Origin of the sequence: Phyllobacterium sp. OV277, from assembly GCF_900104355.1 — a bacterium.
In the GTDB taxonomy this organism is placed as follows: domain Bacteria; phylum Pseudomonadota; class Alphaproteobacteria; order Rhizobiales; family Rhizobiaceae; genus Phyllobacterium.
In genome coordinates this window covers 42,057-58,550 of the sequence record NZ_FNIY01000015.1, presented here as the reverse complement: position 1 = coordinate 58,550, position 16,494 = coordinate 42,057, and the positions used below count along the sequence as shown (strand labels likewise).

Sequence of the window (16,494 nt, the reverse complement as noted above, 5' to 3'; positions counted from 1 at the left end):
AGGCCATTGGCGAGAAGAATATCGTGGCTGCCGAGTTCGACATGCCAATAGGTGACTTCATCGACATCGACCTGTGCGATGGTTGCGCCATTGATCAGATAGCCCGCCGGGATGAGAACCTCGTCGAGAATGCGCACGCAGATGGCATGGCCGGGAGAAAGCCACAAATCAGCATAGGGCATCTGGTCGCCAAACGCTCCGGCCTGAATGCGGACGGGGCAGGCGGACTGAAACTCGGCTGATCCGTCACGTTTCATGGTGTGATGGCCCAACCAGATGATTGGGCGATGCTCGCCGGAGGCCGTGACCACCATATCTCCAACGTCAAGCGTTTCGACCGCGATATCGCCGCGCTCCGTCCGGATCAGTGTCCCCGGAGTGAAACAGGGTACATTGGGGTCCACTTGGAGTGTCGTGATACTCCCGGTACCTGAATTGAAGATCAGATCTGCGACGTTTACATCATTGCCAAAGGTGAGAGTGTAGCTCCCCGCTGTTGTTGTGTAGGTCACGGTGTGCCCGTTTAAGGTCATACCGGTTACAGTTCCGGTTCCGGCATATGTGATGATGTTGGTCGCGTAAAAGTTCTCTATTGTTCCGTCAAATTGGGTTGAAAAGGCAAAGGTGACGTTGGGAGAGACAGGTACACCCAGATATGGGTGATAGTGCATGCGGATCGTTTGGGTCGAGTTGATGCCATCCCACCGGTACGACGCGTTCTGGTCGAGGACCACGACTCCGGATGCGGATGTCACACCAGTTCCAGCTGTAATTTTGCCGTTGAATGCATATATCACCCCGCCGGAAATAGCTCCTGTTCCTACAGTACCTATGTTAAGTGAAGCAGTTGCAGGGCCGCCATAGACACTCAAAGTCGTGTTCGGACCCAAAACAAGGCCGCCGATCGTCGGGCCCCAACCCCGTGGACCGTTTGCGCCCAAAAATTGCGTGTTGATAACCACCGTGTCTAGTGAGCTAGGAGTGTCGCCCGACGACCAATTGGCAGGGTTAAGCCAAAGATTGTCACCGGCATTACCAGTCCACGTAATGGTTGCCACGACTCTCTCCGCAGTTGCAAAAATGATCCGGTTTCATACGAGTATAAAATATCCATAGAGCAGCATTCATTGAATATAATATCAAATTAAACAGCAAGAAGTTTTTCTTATACACATTAGAGATTATTATCAGTGCGGTTGGGTTTTCAATATTACCGATATGTGCTTGCCATATGGCGTTAATGCCGAAAAAAGTGCAAAATGATGCTTTAAGTGACGTCAAAGTTCGTGACGAACCACCTTTTCGAAATAAACATAATATTGCTTCGCAGCTCGTGAACTTGCAAAGATCATACATGTAGGCGCTGAATGGATGTTGGTATGATCCATCCAGCGCCTGGCAGAAAGTCAACAGTTGAAGATAAGCCTACTGAAACATGCCCTTCGGCGTTTCATCTTTCAGGAAGGGTTCCACAAAGGCTTCCAGCAATTCCGGTTGCGTGATGATTGCGGTATGTGAGGTGGCGGGCATGACGGCAAGTCGCGAGGCCGACAGAGGCTTGCCCATATCGCCCATCGCGCCGCCACCAAGCAGCCGGAACAGAGCCACGGAGTGTTCCAGTGTCGTCACGTCTGCATCAGCAGTGATAATCAGTACCGGCGCTTTGACCGCCTTGACATCCGTTCCCCATGCCATCGGCTCATGTTCAAGTGCGATCAGCTTTTTGACGAGGGCGGGAAAACCATCAGGATTGGCAGCCAGCTTGCGATATTCCTGAGCAAACGGCATTCCCACGAACATCTCGACACTCATCTGCGGAATGAAAGCCTTGTATTCAGGCTGAAAACCCTCGGCGTCATAGGCAGTGGAAGCCGCCACCAGCCGCGTCACCTTATCCGGATGACGGATGGCAAGTTGCAGTCCGGCACCGGCACCCATGGAATAGCCGAAGACATCGGCTTTCTTGACACCCACGGCATCCATGAACGCGGCGGTATCGTCAGCCAGGTTTGCATAGGTGATCGGCCGGTCAATATCATTGGTGCGTCCGTGGCCCTGAAACTCCAGCGCATAGACTTTGTGGTTCTTGGCCAGCATCGGGATGATCTTGCCCATCGATGGAATATTCATATAGGCGCCATGCAGCACAATGAGCGGATCGCCGCTTCCGGAAACCTCGTAATACATTTTCATGCCATTGACTTCGGCATAGGCGGACTTTGCCGCATCCTGTGCATGCGCCAGCGGTATTGCGGCTGCGATGAACAGCGCGCCGGCGATTGCCTTGAATATTGAGCGTTTCATGATGGTTCCATCCCTTCAAATGTGGCTTGTAGCCCTAGGACGTTCGAGCCAAGCCCGATTCTACATTGCCTCGAAATTTTTTTGAAAACCGAAGATTTCTGTACGGGTTGCCACTGCATTAAGCGCTAGGACACGGGCTCGATCCGTCAGGCCATAACAAGCTTGAGCGCGATTTCATCGACAACTAGGGCTGTCGTGATATCCTGCTTCCATTGTCGTGCTTGAGAAGGTATGAGCCGCGCATGTCCAGTTCATTGTCATCGCTCGAAAACGCCGCAAAATACCTCTCGCCGGAGGACAAGGCTCAGTTCCTGAAAATCAAGCGCGAGATGGAAAAAGCCGGTGCTTCCAGGAAAAGCATCGAGGAGCGTCTGCACGCCTTTATATGGGACGTGATAGAGTCCGATGACGAGGACGAAGATGATGAAGAGGCCGAATAAGGCCCTCTGGTTTTAGCGCAATCAATATCGCGCCGCTCTTACTTCAATGGGATGGTCATTCCTGTCTTGACGCGGTCCATCACCACGACAGTGCGGAACCGTTTGACGTTGTGATTGCCGAAGAACAGTCTGCGGGTCAGGGCTTCATATTCGGTCATGCTGGCAACAATGACCACCAGAATAAAATCAGCCTCGCCGGTTACATAGTAGCACTGCTGTACCTCCGCGGCAGCAGCAAAGCTCCTTTTGGCCGCGTCAATCAGGTCGATACGCTCGCTCTCGACCTCAACTTCGACAAAAAGCGTGATGGGTTGCCCCACCTTTGCAGGATCAAGCACGGCGATATTTGCCTGAATAATGCCTGTTTCCTCCATGCGTTTAATACGGCGCTGCACAGCTGGCGCGGACAGATTGACCGCCTCGCCAATAATCCGCTGCGGCGTGGCATTATCCCTTTGCAGGATGTCGAGAATCGCGAGATCGAAATGATCGAGATCATTTCCCCCTATCAATGATTTCTTTGCCATTGGATGTCTTTCACGAAACAAACTTGCACAAGCAGCGTCAAATCAGAGCGCTTTTATCACCTGTATCGCAATATAAATACGTCAATCACAGGAGTGAAAGAGCAATGCTGATCCTCAACCAGCACCCCGATCATAACAAACCGCTCGATATAACCGATGCGCAGACGCTTGGTGCAGAGGCGGCCAAGGAGGTTGAGCGTTTTTTATCCTATCGCGACAATCATGTGCCAACGCCACTGCATGCATTGCCAGCCCTTGCCGCAGAACTTGGCATTGCAGCGCTCCACGTCAAGGATGAGGGGCAGCGTCTTGGTCTTGGCAGTTTCAAAGCACTGGGCGGTTCCTACGCCGTCATCCGGCTTGTGCTTGAGGAAGCCAATCGCCAGCTCGGTCGGATCGTTGACGTCAGCGAACTTCATGCGCAACAGGTGCGGGCCATAGCCAGTCGCATGACCTTCGGATGCGCGACAGATGGCAATCACGGCAAGTCGGTTGCAGCAGGCGCGCAGCTTGTCGGCGCAAAATCGGCGATTTTCGTCCATGCCGGAGTGAGCGATGAAAGGGTGGCTGCCATTGTCCGTTATGGTGCCGAGATGATCCGGGTGGATGGCACCTATGATGATTCCATTCGCGAGTCGGCGCGGGTAAGCGAGGCGAAGGGCTGGACCGTCGTATCAGATACGTCCTGGCCGGGCTATGAGCGTATTCCCGGGCTGGTGATGCAAGGATACACAGCCATCATACGCGAAGCATTGCGTGATCTGCCTGAACTGCCGACCCATGTATTCGTGCAGGCAGGCGTTGGCGGTGTGGCTGCGGCCTTGGCAGGACATCTGGCGCTTCTCTTCGGTGACAGGCGTCCCACCTTTATCGTGGTCGAGCCTGCACGCGCGGCCTGCATCTTTGCCAGTGCGGCGGCGGGCGAGGTGGTGAAAATTGCCCATGGCGAAGCAACCGTCATGGCGATGCTTGAATGTTATGAACCTTCGCCCGTGGCGTGGCGGGTTCTTACCCGTGCTGCCGATGCGTTTATGAAGGTGGAAGAAGAAGGTGCCGTCCTTGCCATGAACCAGCTGGCCCGGCCGCTGGGTAACGATACGCCTGTTGTTGCCGGGGAAAGTGGGGGCGCCGGTCTTGCGGGGTTATTTGCTGTCGCAGGAGATCAGACGATGCGTGAGGCCATTCATCTTGATAGCCGTTCGCGCGTCTTCATCGTCAACACGGAGGGTGCCACAGATCCGGAGCTGTATACGCGCCTTGTGGGGCTTACGCCGCATGCGGTTATTGGCGAGGATGCCTAAGTTCTCTGGTCTCTGCCGGATTTGATAAAATCAACAAAAGCGCGCAGCGGCGTGGGCATGTGGTTGCGGCTTGGATAATAGAGAAAAGGTCCGGAAAAACTCTGCCACCATTCTGGCATGACAGGGAGCAGCGCGCCGCTTGCGAGCCCCTCCTGCAGAAACTCTTCGAATGTGCAGATAATACCCAGCCCCGCTATTGCTGCACCATATTCAAGCTCCATGGTGGAGGCAATCAATGGCCCTGTTGGATTGACCTTTACCAGTTCGCCATCCCGCTCAAACTCCCAGGATGCGACCGCGCCGCTGGCAAAGCGGTGACGTATGCAAGCATGTTCCAGCAAATCCTTCGGATGCCGGGGCGCGCCATGCTTTTCGATATAGGCGGGCGCTGCAACACAAATAAAGCGCTGCCTGCGCGGGCCGATGGGCACGGCGATCATGTCAAGTTCAATGCTTTCATCGTAGCGGATACCCGCATCAAAACCTGCCGCAAGCACATCGATAAATGTGTCATTGGTGGATACTTCAAGCGTGAGCCCGGATAAGCAGTGAGAAACGCGTTCACAATTGGCGACAGGACGCGCTGCGCCACAATGCCGGGCACATTGAGCTTCAATGTTCCCGTCGGGCTGTCGCGAAAACTGTTGAGTGCATCAAGCGCTCCGGTGATTTCACCCAGTGCAGGCGTCAGCCGCTCGAGCAGCCGCGTGCCTGCCTCCGTCGGTGTCACGCTGCGCGTAGTGCGGTTGAGCAGGCGAACGCCAACGCGCTCCTCCAGACGCCTGATAGCATCGCTCAGCGAGGAGGCGGATACACCGCGCAACTTCGCCGCGCCGCGAAAGCTGCGTGAACTGGCCACGGCCACAAGCGCATCAAGATCGCTGAGATTGGGTTCAGTCATTGTCCGATTTTCCGTACAACCCGTGCATAATGAACTGGATTATCGCACAAACCACTCCGGTTTATAAGAGCCCTACCTGCCGCATGGTGTGCGGCAGCAAAAAGGAGTTCGATACGATGCAAATTCGTCCACTTGGTGCAACCGGCCCGCAAGTTTCCGCTTTGGGCCTCGGTTGCATGGGCATGTCCGGCATATACGGTCCTTCAGATCGGGCCGAGAGCATTGCAACCATTCACGCAGCACTCGAGGCGGGTATTAACCTGCTCGATACTGGCGATTTCTACAATATGGGCCATAACGAGATGCTGATCAGCGAAGCCCTCAAGGGCACAAAGCGTGACGATGCCATTCTCAGCGTCAAGTTTGGTGCGCAGCGCGATCCGGCGGGCGGCTGGATAGGCTTTGATGCCAGACCCGCCGCTGTCAAAACGGCGCTTTCCTATTCGCTGCAACGGCTCGGTGTTGACTTTATCGATATTTACCGTCCGGCCCGCCTCGATCCGAATGTGCCGATTGAAGAGACGATTGGTGCCATTGCCGAACTGGTGCAAGCCGGTTTTGTCAAACATATCGGCCTGTCGGAAGTTGGCCCGGAAACCATCCGCCGCGCCGCTGCCGTCCATCCGATTGTCGATCTTCAGATCGAATATTCGCTGATTTCGCGCAGTGTCGAAGATCGCATTCTTGCGACCTGCCGCGAACTTGGCATTGGTATTACCGCTTACGGCGTCCTGTCACGCGGCCTTATCAGCGGCCATTGGCAAAAAAATGCCACCGGTCCAACGGATTTCCGCAGCCACAGCCCACGTTTTCAGGGCGAGAACGTCGACCGGAATCTGGCTCTGGTTGATGCCTTGCAGAAGATCGCCGCGGCCAAGGGAGTGACGGTTGCGCAGATTGCCATAGCCTGGGTTGCGGCACAGGGCGATGACATTATTCCGGTTGTCGGCGCCCGCCGACGCGACCGATTGAGTGAAGCGCTGGGTGCGCTTGATGTGGTCCTGACAAAGGACGATCTTGACCGCATCGAACAGGCCGTACCGAAAGGCGCGGCGGCTGGCGATCGTTACGCCGCCGCGCAGATGGCGCATCTCGATAGTGAAGTGGGTGCTCATTAAGCGCCAAAAACAACAGGACTGACCGGCATTGGCCGGTCAGTTCTAATGAATGGCAGTTTGTACCCGGCCATCATCCTGCGGCGCAAAAGCATTGGCGATGCGCGCGCCGATATAGTTTTCGATATTGTTGACATGCCTGATTTGCTTGCGAAAATCGTCGAGCCGGTCGCCTTCCAGATCAGTACCCGCAGGTAGTTGGGTGGCAGTCGGGTCGTAATATTTATCGCCCATCCGCAGCTCGTAATAGAGGTGTGGGCCGGTGGAAAGACCGGTGGAACCAATATAGGCAATCACTTGACCCTGACTGACGCGCTGGCCGACTTTCAGCGACGGTGGTGTGCGCGAAATATGCGAATAGGTTGTGAAAAACCCGCCATCATGTTTGATGCGGACATATTTGCCGTAGCCCGGTTCAAATGAGATCAGCACCACTTCGCCATCGCCAGCCGCAAGAATGGGTGAGCCGAAAGGCGCCGCATAGTCCACACCATTGTGATGCTTGCGCACTTTCAAAATCGGGTGGGTGCGCCAGGCAAAACCATCGCCAAGGCGTCCGTTCGGTACCGGATTTTTCATCAGCGTTTTGGAAGCGGACTGGCCGTCCTCATCAAAAAACTCCGCCTTGTTTCCCGGCGCTGCGCGGTAATGATAAAACCGCTTCGTCTTGTCCTTCATGTTGAAGGTGACGGCAATCGGCTCGGATTCGCCTTTTTCATTGGTGCGGAAAACAAGCTCGACGGATTGGTCGAGCAGGGCGGCATCAGTGAGTTTGATGCCGTTTTCCTTGGCAAGCTCCAGAATCCGCGCCGCCATACGGGCAGGAACATTCAGTTTTTCCAGTTGCTGCATGGCTGCCGGAAATTCCTTCTCGGCCGCCTGTGCCCGATCATCCGTCGTGGTGTCAGGGTTTGCCGCATCGACACCGGCCGCATGTGCATCATGCGCCAGCCGCTCATACAGCCGTGGGTTGTTGACGCGCTGAAGGATGCCACCATCGTCGCGCCCAAGATCATCAGGCGGACTGTCATGCCGGAAGAGCCGTGCCATAAGCAGCCGTTCCGGGGCGTCCTTGTGCGGCGCCTTCTCCAGAAGCAACTCGATCCGCTCTGGCGATTGATCATTGCTGGCACTCAGCGCAGTCTGCAACGCGACACGGTCTTCGCTGGTCATATTGGCTGCGGCGAGCAGATTGTTGATGTCGCCGTCTTTGGTGGGCAGCGCAACCACCTGCTCGACGGCAGGTGCTGGCTGTACCTTCGACGTACTGACATTGACAGGTGTTCCGCGCACAAGAATGCGCTCTTCACCAAGGCTTGCCAGCGCCACCGGCATGACAGCGGTTTTCGCCGTCTTGGTCTTTTCTGTCAGGATAGCCTTGAACGGGTCGCCGCCAGCGCGGGCGAACCGTTGTTTAAGGACGGTGCTATGGCCGGGGCTACCTTGTTTTGGCACGTCAGTGTCTGCACCAATTTTCACCTGATGGTAGGCGAATTTTTCGGTGGAACCATCTGCCTGGCTTTCAATCACCTTGGCTACGGGGATCGCCTGCGCGACCGTCGGTGGTGGTAAACGGTCACCTTTCGGGGCAGCCTCCGGCTGCCGCCGGGCAGGCGTCGCCGTGGCAAGTGCGACTGGCGGGCGCTTGCCCATCACAGTCAGAATGCCTGCGAACATGCCGGCAGACGCAATCGCGGCCAGTAAGATTGCAACCATAAAGCGTGCGTGGGTGAAAAATGAAAAGCGTATGATGCGCGAGATCTGGCTTGTGGCGCCAAACTTCTCGTCGATTGCAGGTTCAGTTGTCTGTTCTGCGCTTGATCGCGTCATCAGGTCCCGTAGGCCATTTTTATCGTCCGCGAGCAGTTATTCCATAACGTGGCAATATCGAGGCAAACATGGCCTTATCCCCAATAAACTGCCTTAAATGTGCTCAACCCATGTCCGCATGAACGCTCCTGACACGAGGATGTCAGGAGGCATGCGGTACTGTTCGTCCGTTCCGGAACGGGATTGCACTTCGATGAATGACGTTTGCAACGTGGCAGCCATGCCCGAATTTGAAGTCAGTGCATTGCTGGATACGGATGTCGTTTCCATGAGCAATGTGCGCTGCCATGGCAATTGCCGCCATCGCAGCGCCGAAGAGTGTACGTCCGCCACCCATCTCGTCTTCCCCTATCGCGGGCTCTATGTCAGGCATGTCGGCAGCGAGCAGGCGGTGGCCGATGCCAACCATGTCCTGTTTTTCAATGCGGGTGAGGGCTATCAGGTTAGCCACCCCGTTGGCGGCGGTGACTCAAGCCTGTCGATAACGCTGTCCGAAACTGTCCTGCAGGAATTGGCCCCGGCGTCCCTTCTCAAAAAGCGCGGCGAATTTGGTTTCCGCAGCCAGCATCAGCGCATTGATCCGCGTGCGCAGGCACTGGTCGCGCTGCTGCGCCATCATCTGGAAAACGCCACGATAGAACCGTTGGAGGCCGAAAGCCTGCTGCTCACATTGGTGGCCCGTAGTCTTGGACCGCGCACCTCGCACGCGCCCAGCGCCACCTTTGCCCGCAGCCGTCTGGCGGACCGGGTCAAAGTGCTTTTGGCAAGTGATCTTTCCCGTCGCTGGACGCTGGCCGAAATCGCCGGGGAAATCGGCGGCTCGCCTGTGTACCTCACACAGGTGTTCCAGCAGGTCGAAGGCATTCCGCTCTATCGCTATCACCTGCGTCTGCGCCTTGCCCGCGCGCTTGATCTTCTGGCTGGCTATGACGACCTTTCCGCCCTTGCGCTGGATTTGGGTTTTTCCAGCCACAGCCACTTCACGGCAGCCTTCCGGCAGGCCTATGGCCGCTCGCCAACCGCCTTTGCGCAATCGGCCAATCCCAAAAACAGCTAAAGATCTCGATAGCGGCCAATTGTCCGTGGTGGTCTCCTTGCTATGCCCGATTGGCGGGCAAAAAGGAGAAATATCATGGCTGAGAGAACCTGTGCTGTCTGTGATGACAAGCTTGAGGCAACCGTCATTGAAGTCAAAATCGGCGACCAAACAGTCGAAGTCTGCTGCGAGGAATGCGCCGACAAGCTGCGCGAAGCGACAGCAAAATCCGCGTGAGGATGCAGCCGGCAAGGACGGGGCAGGGGCGGGTACCGTCAGCATTCACCCCCCCCCTCTGCCCTGTCGGACTACCGGGGCGAGCCACGGGTCTCGCCCGTCCTTCGGACCCCCCACAGGGGGAAATCAAATTGGCATGAACGCCATTGCACAACAGGAAACGTTTCAGATTTCGCAAAGGCCGTATTGAAGGCTGATCTCCCCCCTTGTGGGGGAGATGCCCGACAGGGCAGAGGGGGGTGAAACCCGCCCCCGCCAAACCCACGCAACTCAGGAAACCAAAATGATGGAGGCCGATATGGCTGATATTGCGTCTTTCTTTTTCAGGCTGGCGAGCCACTGGCGCGCGGCGCGTACGTACCGGCATATCAATGAGCTTCCTGACCATATCCTTGCGGATATCGGCTGGCCGGAAGCCTATTTCGAACGGCGGGTGGAGCATGCAGTTATGGATGGGATGTGTGAACCTGTTGTGAGATCGTGTGACAATCCGGTGCTTTGGCGGCGCAGTCCGGGATAAAGGATCGTGCTCTATCCCATAAATGCTTTCAGCATCTTCAGCATGGCCGAGCTACCCGCCATTCATCGGCGCGGTTTTTAAGGATGGCAGGTGAGCAGTGCGGCCGTTGTGGTTTCAAGCACGACCGCGATCTTGGCGACAATCGTAATGGTTGGGTTGCGTGTTTCACGCTCAATGCCGGATATGTACGTTCTGTCAATATTTGCCTGGGCTGCAAGCTCTTCCTGGGAAAGCTGCAACTTCTGTCTGCCAAGCCTGACATTGCGCGCCAGAATTCCGCGAACGTTTTCCATCGCGTGGAATGATCATCACTGTAGATGATAGTCCAACGGACTATAGTCGACAAAATGCGCTTTCATTTTGGATATGTGGCTCCGTGTGCGTAAAGCGATCAGGCGGCGGTTGTTTGACGAAACGCGATTTAGTCCGATGACGCGCTTATATTCCCTGTGTGGTTTCCTAGGTATCAATACTTATTTCCAGTTCCTGTCTTTGCGCGTAGCTTTTGAGCAGGCGTCACTCCCGGATGATCTATTTGGCGCGACCGGAAAGGCGGAACAATGAGGCAGTTAGCGTGTATTGTGGGTGTGTTGGTGCTGACCGGTTGCATTGCACCAGCCAAACCGCTTGTGGTCGGTTCATCTGCAAAACAGGTACAAAGGTCAAAGCACGGCGACACCCGGCTTCCCATTGTGACCACACCAAAACCTGCCGGACAAAATACCAACTGCACGTCCAGATTAACCGAAACGCCGGATGGCTCCGCGCGGACAGGAACGTCCACCTGCACATGGAAATTCTAGGGAACGGTTGCGGTCGATATTTGCTTGGACCGCGAGTTCTTCCTGATAAACTTACCACTATTATCTGCCAAGCCTGACATTGCGCGCCAGAACGTTTTCCATTCTGCGCCTGTAGACAATTGTCCAGCGGACTGTAGTCAACAAAACCGCGTTTACAATAGGAAGGGATGTTGGCTTGCCGGTAATGTTCCCACATGAAATTCTGGTGATAACAGGATCGCGCAGGGCAAAGCGGAACGATTTGCACGGATCAGGATTGCAGGGAACAGACATATGAACACAGCCAGCGACGCCCGTTTCTGGGATCGGAGTTCGCGGAAATATGCCGCATCTGAGGTTTCGGATCAGGCCGGGTATGAACGCACGCTGGACCGCACCCGCGCTCTGCTCGACCCCGCATGCCGCGTGTTGGAATTGGGCTGTGGCACGGGAACAACGGCGCTGCGGCTTGCCGGTGGTGTACAGAGCTATCTTGCCACTGATATCTCTGCCGAAATGATCGCGATTGCCAATGACAAACGCGCTGCCAATCCTCTTGCGGGGCTGGCCTTCCGCACGGCAACTGCGGAGACAATCACATCAGGGGCAGACCGGTTTGATGTGGTTCTAGGTTTCAACTATCTGCATCTGGTGCGCGACCTGCCCGGCACGTTGCGCAGCATCCATGCCCTTCTAGACGCAAAAGGCCTGTTCATCTCCAAGACCCCTTGTGTCGGGGAAATGAACCTGCTCATCCGGCTGGCCCTGCCTGTGATGCGCGCTATTGGCAAGGCTCCCTATGCCGGCATTTTCGGGATGGCAGAATTGACTGCGTTTATTAGCGAGGCTGGGTTCGATATTCTTGCCAGCGAAATCCACGCTACGAACCGCAACGACAGCAGACCTTATATCGTGGCGCGCAAGAGATAATGGTAAGGGTCGGCCGCGTTCGCGCGCCCTACTCTTCGGAGCGGCTGGTGGACTCGCGATCGCGCTCATATCGTTTTGCCAGCGGAAATGGCGGCAACCAGGATTCGCGGCGGATGGTCCAAAGTTCATAGGTTGGTATGAACTGGTCGGGGGCATCAAGCGATCCCAGATTCACTTCGATTTCGTCTGCACTGCGGGCGAAAACAGGTGAACCGCAGCGCGGGCAGAAAAACCGCCCGGCATAATCACGGGTTTCGCCCTCGATTGTCACCGCATCCTGAGGGAATATAGCCGAGGCGTGAAACAGCGCCCCATGATGCTTGCGGCAGTCGAGGCAGTGACAAAGGCCAACCCGGTAAGGTCGTCCCGAAGCCACAATGCGCACGCTACCGCACAGGCAACCGCCGGTGAACTGATCCATGCTGCGTCTCCTCCAAAAGCAAACAGGCCGGATATTTACCCGGATATTTACAATGAACCGTCGCCGCATGGCAATGACAGCCGCGCGGGCGGCGCGGCTGCGGGCCGGTAAAGCGATGCCGCGCTTACGCCTCCGCTTTGCGATAGGCAGTAACGACAAGCCAGACTGCGGACAGCAGGAAGTAGAACGCGCCGAACGCCGCATAGGGAGCAATGTCCAGAATTGTCGGTGCCACATCGCCAATGGACCGGCTGATCATGAAGCCGCCAGCGAGGGCGGACTGCGCGCCGCTCAGGATCATCGCCCATTGCGCGCCGTAGGAACGCCAGCGCTTTACCCCCGTATTGAGCTGCAGCAGACCCGAAAAGATCGCCCAGACACCGAATACGGCCAGAACCGTATACATGCTGCTGCTGACAGCGGCGATGACGGCGAGTGTCGTTACGGTGCTGACCGCGACATTCAACGCCTGAGACCGGTTGGCTTGCAAGCCGCCATTGCTCTTGGCGTCAACCAGATTGGCAAGGGCATCCCATGCCGGATAAATGACGAGCAGAAGCGCGGCGAGATTGGCCTGTGTGCTGAAGAGGATGGCGGCGGCAACCCAGGCGACGGAGAATATGGCGCGTGTGAGATAATAGGACCACAGCCAATTGGGCTGGGTGGAAGATTGGCTTTGCATCGGTAAATTCCCTGTTAATGTCTACCTACCAGTAGGAAGGTTGCGACGCAGAGTCAACCCGCTGCCTGAACACCTCATTGTGAGAAGCGGCAGCGCTGCACAGGCTTGACATCCAGCCTACCAGAAGGTAGGTGGCGCTATGAAATCAACGGCTTCCACGTCAGAAAAGATTCTTGATGTCGCGCAGTCTCTCATCGTTGCGGGAGGCTATAACGGGTTCAGCTATGCCGATATCTCGGCGGCAATCGGCATCCGCAAGGCGAGCATCCACCATCATTTCCCGGCAAAGGCCGAGCTGGTCGCGGTGCTGGTGGATCGCTACAGGCGGCAGGCGGAAGCGGGCCTGAATGCGCTGCACGAGCAGGTCGCAAGCCCCGCCGAACAGCTGCAATCCTATCTGAACTACTGGCAGACATGCATTCGCGATGCCTCGCAACCCTTCTGCGTCTGCGCGATGCTGGCTGGGGAGATGCAGATGCTCCCCGATGAGGTCGCCTCCCGCGTTCGCAGCCATTTTCATAGCCTTGCGGCATGGCTTACCTCCGTGCTGCGCGCCGGAGCGGAGCAGGGCCTGTTCCGGTTGAACAGGCAGCCCGAGGATGAGGCCCAGATGCTGCTGGCATCGGTCCATGGGGCAATGCTCTCGGCAAGGGCTTTGGGCGATCCTGAACTGTTCAGCACAATCGTCACCACCCAGCTTGCCAAGCTGACAAAATAGTCAGCGCGCGGCTACCGGTGGAGGCATGGTCTGGCACAGCCATCGCCCATGCCAGATTACCCCATAAACGCTTTGAGCATTTTGGCAGCGCGATCAAGCTGTTCATCATTCATGCGCGAAAGCGTTCGATGAATATCCGTCAGAAGCCGCGCACGCTCGCCTGTACCCGGCACGGTGCCAGCCCCAAACAGAACCGGCGTTGGCACATTGAGTGCTGACGCGATCTTATCAGCGGTGTCAAAAAGCGGCGCGGCTTTTCCCAGCTCAATCTTGCCGATGGTTTCGCGCGAAATGCCCGTTCTCTCGGAAAGCTGTTCAAGGGTCCAACCCTTGGCCCTCCGATGATGGCGTACATTCGCGCCAAAAAGACGTTGAAGTTCCATTTGCGCACCTCTTGTGAGACAGAGGCGGCAACCAGATGCTCAAATCGAGAAATGAGAGCTTTTCATTCTCATAATTGAGAAGTATATCATCTCATAATGGTGGGATAGGATGCTGAGGTTTAATTCTTTGATGGTATTCGATGTTCTTCTCAAAGCTGCAATCTGGTTTCTTGTCGCCTTTTGCGGCGGCCAAGTGCTCATATTCATGAGCTTAGTCTTGTGGACTATATGGAAAGACACCATTGAGCCACGACTAATCCCTGCAAGTGAAATCGATAGCGTTGCCGAAGCCATAATCGCCAACCACTGCGATCCCGAGGCCGAAGCTTTCGCCCGCCACCAACGCGCATGGCGTCGCTGCGATGGAGCGGAACAAACCTATTGGTATCGCGTGCGGAAGGCTGTCAGGAGATTTCTGGCCGGAAACTATTGATTACTTGCCTGCTAGCCAGCGAAAAGCATTAAAGTGAGGAAGTGTTTTTGTGGTCGGCACCGACCGTTGCTGGAAGGGGCTAACCTCCGCGCCGATCCATTCCGACCGGCCTCAAGGGGAATCATAGTTGGAAATGTGGGGCGGTGAAAGGGGTGAAACAGGTCATTATACTGCCTATTGTCATACCGCATATACGCTGCGCCGCGACTAAAATCAGAGTAAGCAGCTGAATTCAGATCGGATGTATTGGATCAGGAACTGCTTCCACGACGACTACCTAGATTAACCAGCCCATCCAAGCATCCGGCAGTGCTGTTCGCCGAATTTTCTAGCCGTCGCATCATCGGGAAATTTCTTGTTCCATTCGTATTTCCTCCCGCGAAAGTAGACAGTTAACTTCTCGGCGACGTTATCATAAACAACGCTCATTTTTTCCTCGTACGCCATTCTGAGAGGTCCTTTTCGGATTTCAATTCAGATGGATCGCTTTGAATGTATCGCAAGCACTAGCAATGAAGCAGTACAAGGATAACACAGCAAAGAATATTGCGAGATAATATGTAGCCATAACAGGATTAGTTTTGGAAATAGGAGGATCGAAACGGTCTGTTCTATAAACTACGGCTGGATTTGCTTTTTGAGAGTATGAAATTTCGAGTGCCTGAAAATTCAGCCAAGCAAAACCCGCGGTCAGTATAGTGCATACTATACCCGCCACATTCATAGCTGCTGCCGACGCCAAAAATTCCAATGCATCAGGCCGTTCTATGAATTTATCTCGTAAGGTGCTCAGTGCATAAATCGAACCACCGTGTACAGCCAGAAGCGATGCGAGGATCCATTTAGCGTAATCAAGGTGAGCTTGCAGTGACGCCCGTTCCATATACCGATTGGATTCGTAAATCTCTCTTGCATGGAATACATATCTTTCGCGATCAATGGCATTCGTCCATTCGCTGACAAACGGGGACTTATTCGGATCATTATTCATCGCACTATTTTTCTCCAATAGATACTTGTTCTATGTGCGGGCGACCTTTGGGGATGATTTGCGCTAACGTTTCTCAGTCGGGCTAAATCGCCAACCTATCTCAGTTGCGCCTTTGTGCTGTGCAATCGTAAGCTCGATTGTGACTGTGGAATCCGTTGCATTGCAAGTTTCGCAGTGGAAACGAATTGCAAGGCCGTGGCGGCGCGCGCTTGGATTTCGGGAACTGTTTGCATCCACGATGCCCATAGACACTGTCGCATCGCTCCGTACATCAACTTGTGTTAGCGTGGGGGCGTCTTCCCCGCGATGGTAAATGCTGACGCCGCCTTGATGTAAGTACATGCCGCTACACCGAGGGCAACGGAGATCAGATGTTCTGTCAGAATTTTGTTCAAGTGATATTTCGCCGGTACAATTCATAATACCCCTCCCCATTTTTTATCGAAGAAAAATCGCTATCTTTATTGGTAACAGATAGTCTTATTTATTGTTCATAAACTAGATGAGTACTTCGAATATATCAATTGAGTTTTTCAAGTATAATTTCCAATCAGTCTATTTCGATTGTAATTCAGTTTGAAGATAATATCGTCTTCAAAATTCCCATTTTTTACTTCAAGCGAGAATCGCTTGGGGATGTCGCTTGTGAATCTCATGTCTTTGAAAAAACTGGTGCCGCTTCCCGGAATCGAACCGAGGACCCCATCATTACGAATGATGTGCTCTACCAACTGAGCTAAAGCGGCGGGGAAGGGACTTCCCGATCCTTGCGCCCGGCCCGTCAAAAACACGCCGGAGGATTGACGCGCCTGATAGCGTTATTGCACCCGAATTGCAAGCCTTGTCATCGCAGCTTTTAGCGCGAGCCGCTAAAATTTCTGTGCTCCTTACAGTGTGGGACAGTTGGATTGGGGTGTTGTGTTTTGCCTGTTAGCAAGGGGGC

General features: G+C 54.9%; 17 protein-coding genes, 1 tRNA gene and 2 pseudogenes. 9 read left to right on the top strand and 11 right to left on the bottom strand.

The features are described 5' to 3' along the window. On the bottom strand, window positions 1–1,058 hold a 1,058-nt coding region (locus BLU05_RS26515; RefSeq protein WP_244518543.1), incomplete at its 3' end, for a Hint domain-containing protein. A gap of 367 nt (window positions 1,059–1,425) precedes the next feature. Beyond that, entirely contained in the window at window positions 1,426–2,193 is a 768-nt protein-coding gene (locus tag BLU05_RS24910) for an alpha/beta fold hydrolase (RefSeq protein WP_348271776.1), read from the bottom strand. Window positions 2,194–2,546: 353 nt separating this feature from the next. Here BLU05_RS24910 and BLU05_RS24905 point away from each other — a divergent pair, with 353 nt between their 5' ends. Further along, on the top strand, window positions 2,547–2,744 hold the full coding sequence (locus BLU05_RS24905) for a hypothetical protein (protein ID WP_091886431.1): 198 nt from the start codon (window positions 2,547–2,549) through the stop codon (window positions 2,742–2,744). A gap of 38 nt (window positions 2,745–2,782) precedes the next feature. Here the strand turns inward: BLU05_RS24905 and BLU05_RS24900 are convergent, their stop codons facing one another. After that, window positions 2,783–3,271: an Lrp/AsnC family transcriptional regulator gene (locus BLU05_RS24900; protein WP_091886428.1), complete on the bottom strand. Its 489-nt coding sequence runs from the start codon at window positions 3,269–3,271 to the stop codon at window positions 2,783–2,785. Window positions 3,272–3,375: 104 nt separating this feature from the next. Between BLU05_RS24900 and BLU05_RS24895 the strand changes: the two genes are divergently transcribed. Beyond that, the gene (locus tag BLU05_RS24895; RefSeq protein WP_091886425.1) at window positions 3,376–4,572 is read left to right on the top strand and encodes a diaminopropionate ammonia-lyase; all 1,197 of its coding nucleotides are present in this window, start codon (window positions 3,376–3,378) and stop codon (window positions 4,570–4,572) included. On the opposite strand, the pseudogene BLU05_RS24890 reads toward BLU05_RS24895, so the two are convergent. Next, a pseudogene (locus BLU05_RS24890) lies at window positions 4,569–5,473 on the bottom strand (LysR family transcriptional regulator). The gene BLU05_RS24895 and the pseudogene BLU05_RS24890 sit on opposite strands and share 4 nt — an antisense overlap. A 116-nt stretch (window positions 5,474–5,589) precedes the next feature. On the opposite strand from BLU05_RS24890, the gene BLU05_RS24885 reads away from it, so the two are divergent. Continuing rightward, window positions 5,590–6,591 (top strand): aldo/keto reductase, encoded by a 1,002-nt coding sequence (locus tag BLU05_RS24885; protein ID WP_091886422.1) that lies wholly within the window; start codon window positions 5,590–5,592, stop codon window positions 6,589–6,591. 42 nt (window positions 6,592–6,633) lie between these two features. On the opposite strand, the gene BLU05_RS24880 is transcribed toward BLU05_RS24885, so the two are convergent. Continuing rightward, window positions 6,634–8,418: a M23 family metallopeptidase gene (locus BLU05_RS24880; RefSeq protein ID WP_091886419.1), complete on the bottom strand. Its 1,785-nt coding sequence runs from the start codon at window positions 8,416–8,418 to the stop codon at window positions 6,634–6,636. A gap of 220 nt (window positions 8,419–8,638) precedes the next feature. Between BLU05_RS24880 and BLU05_RS24875 the strand changes: the two genes are divergently transcribed. From BLU05_RS24875 to BLU05_RS24870, 3 genes are all read left to right on the top strand, one after another. Then, window positions 8,639–9,475 carry a helix-turn-helix transcriptional regulator gene (locus tag BLU05_RS24875; protein ID WP_091886452.1) on the top strand — a complete coding sequence of 279 codons (837 nt, stop codon included), beginning with the start codon at window positions 8,639–8,641 and terminating at the stop codon, window positions 9,473–9,475. Window positions 9,476–9,550: 75 nt separating this feature from the next. Further along, window positions 9,551–9,691: a hypothetical protein gene (locus tag BLU05_RS26350; protein ID WP_175540748.1), complete on the top strand. Its 141-nt coding sequence runs from the start codon at window positions 9,551–9,553 to the stop codon at window positions 9,689–9,691. Between the two features lie 283 nt (window positions 9,692–9,974). Continuing rightward, window positions 9,975–10,211, top strand: a complete 237-nt coding sequence (locus BLU05_RS24870) for a YjiS-like domain-containing protein (protein WP_175540747.1) — start codon at window positions 9,975–9,977, stop codon at window positions 10,209–10,211. Window positions 10,212–10,288: 77 nt separating this feature from the next. Here the strand turns inward: BLU05_RS24870 and BLU05_RS24865 are convergent, their stop codons facing one another. After that, complete coding sequence (locus tag BLU05_RS24865) at window positions 10,289–10,504, bottom strand: helix-turn-helix domain-containing protein (RefSeq protein WP_091886414.1); 216 nt, start codon at window positions 10,502–10,504, stop codon at window positions 10,289–10,291. 783 nt (window positions 10,505–11,287) lie between these two features. Here BLU05_RS24865 and BLU05_RS24860 point away from each other — a divergent pair. Then, window positions 11,288–11,923 (top strand): class I SAM-dependent methyltransferase, encoded by a 636-nt coding sequence (locus BLU05_RS24860; protein WP_091886412.1) that lies wholly within the window; start codon window positions 11,288–11,290, stop codon window positions 11,921–11,923. A gap of 28 nt (window positions 11,924–11,951) precedes the next feature. Here the strand turns inward: BLU05_RS24860 and BLU05_RS24855 are convergent, their stop codons facing one another. Beyond that, complete coding sequence (locus BLU05_RS24855; RefSeq protein WP_091886410.1) at window positions 11,952–12,344, bottom strand: GFA family protein; 393 nt, start codon at window positions 12,342–12,344, stop codon at window positions 11,952–11,954. Between the two features lie 124 nt (window positions 12,345–12,468). Next, window positions 12,469–13,026: a DUF308 domain-containing protein gene (locus BLU05_RS24850; RefSeq protein WP_091886407.1), complete on the bottom strand. Its 558-nt coding sequence runs from the start codon at window positions 13,024–13,026 to the stop codon at window positions 12,469–12,471. A gap of 139 nt (window positions 13,027–13,165) precedes the next feature. Here BLU05_RS24850 and BLU05_RS24845 point away from each other — a divergent pair, with 139 nt between their 5' ends. Further along, entirely contained in the window at window positions 13,166–13,744 is a 579-nt protein-coding gene (locus tag BLU05_RS24845; protein ID WP_091886404.1) for a TetR/AcrR family transcriptional regulator, read from the top strand. Between the two features lie 215 nt (window positions 13,745–13,959). Here BLU05_RS24845 and BLU05_RS26640 read toward each other — a convergent pair. Next, window positions 13,960–14,127: pseudogene (locus BLU05_RS26640) on the bottom strand (helix-turn-helix transcriptional regulator); the annotation flags it as partial. A gap of 130 nt (window positions 14,128–14,257) precedes the next feature. Between BLU05_RS26640 and BLU05_RS26635 the strand changes: the two are divergent. Continuing rightward, window positions 14,258–14,560 carry a hypothetical protein gene (locus tag BLU05_RS26635; protein ID WP_348271775.1) on the top strand — a complete coding sequence of 101 codons (303 nt, stop codon included), beginning with the start codon at window positions 14,258–14,260 and terminating at the stop codon, window positions 14,558–14,560. 469 nt (window positions 14,561–15,029) lie between these two features. On the opposite strand, the gene BLU05_RS24830 is transcribed toward BLU05_RS26635, so the two are convergent. Both BLU05_RS24830 and BLU05_RS24825 read right to left on the bottom strand, forming a co-directional pair. Continuing rightward, window positions 15,030–15,551, bottom strand: coding sequence for a hypothetical protein (locus tag BLU05_RS24830; protein WP_091886401.1), 522 nt, complete (start codon window positions 15,549–15,551; stop codon window positions 15,030–15,032). A gap of 670 nt (window positions 15,552–16,221) precedes the next feature. Further along, window positions 16,222–16,297 (bottom strand) — tRNA-Thr (locus tag BLU05_RS24825). Window positions 16,298–16,494: the final 197 nt, after the last annotated feature.